A 1,094-nucleotide genomic window follows, 5' to 3' on the forward strand; every position below is an offset into this window, starting at 1 on the left:
GCGATCTGCACGATCTCGGCGATGAGCCGGAGCTGCAGGGCAGCGCGTTGCATGTCCACGGCAGAGCAGACTACGGCCGCGGCCTCGTTGCCGCCGACCGGATTCTCCGCCGCGCGGGCGGCTCCCGCAACGCAGCGCAGGGACAACAGGGTTGCGCGCGGACCGGGGCCGGGGAGGCGGCAGGCGGCCGAACGGGAGTGCGTCCGGCACCGCGGGCCTGGTTTGCAGGGTGGGGCGGGGGGCAGGCGCCGGGCGAATGCGGGGGTGAGGGCACGGACTGGAGGTCCTGATGGCCACGAGCACGCTCATTACGATCATCGTTATCGTCGTGGTACTGATCGCCCTGGGGGTGGGGCTGTGGCTGATGTCGCGCCGACGGCATCTGAGGGAGCAGTTCGGGCCGGAGTACGACCGCACGGTCGAGGCCGAGGGCGGCCGGATGGCCGCCGAGCGCGAACTGCGGGCGCGTGAGCAGCGCCACGAGAAGCTGGACATCAAGGAGCTGCCCCCCGCGCGCCGCGAGCAGTACGCCAACGACTGGCGGGAAGTCCAGGAGCGTTTCGTGGACCGCCCGGCCGACTCCGTGGGCGAGGCCGACGAGCTGGTGACCCGGCTCATGCGCGAGCGGGGCTACCCGACCGACGGGTACCAGCACCAGCTGCGGGACCTGTCCGTCGATCACGGCCGGACCTTGGAGCACTACCGCGCCGCCCACGAGGTGAACGTACGCAGCAGCGGGGGACAGGCGACGACGGAGGAGCTGCGCGGCGCCATGGTGCACTACCGCGCCCTCTTCCAGGAACTCCTCAGCGAGGAAGGAGGGCGATGACATGCACATGAACGACGACGCGGCCGACCGGCCCGGTGAGAGCGGTCTGAGCACCGAGAACCTGGCCCACCCCGACAAGGAGCCGGACACGGCCGTCTACCCCGGCGAGGCCACGGCAGGCTGGGGTACCGGCGCGGGCGAGGAGGCGGGTGCGGACGCCGACGAAGCGGACGCACGCGCGGAGACCGACGCCGCGGAGACCGACGCAACGGAAGCGGCCGAGGAGACGGGCGGCGGCGGAACCACCGCCCGGGACGCGGACGCG

1 protein-coding gene and 1 pseudogene are annotated in these 1,094 nt (G+C 72.6%); both read left to right on the forward strand.

Translation table 11 applies throughout. From position 1 onward, the window contains the following. Positions 1-289 precede the first annotated feature (289 nt). The gene (locus AB0B01_RS30920; protein WP_361726330.1) at positions 290-829 is read left to right on the forward strand and encodes a hypothetical protein; all 540 of its coding nucleotides are present in this window, start codon (positions 290-292) and stop codon (positions 827-829) included. 1 nt (position 830) lies between these two features. Next, positions 831-1,094, forward strand: a pseudogene (locus AB0B01_RS30925) (hypothetical protein); the annotation flags it as partial.

Origin of the sequence: Streptomyces sp. NPDC044571, from assembly GCF_040647115.1 — a bacterium.
Taxonomy (GTDB): domain Bacteria; phylum Actinomycetota; class Actinomycetes; order Streptomycetales; family Streptomycetaceae; genus Streptomyces.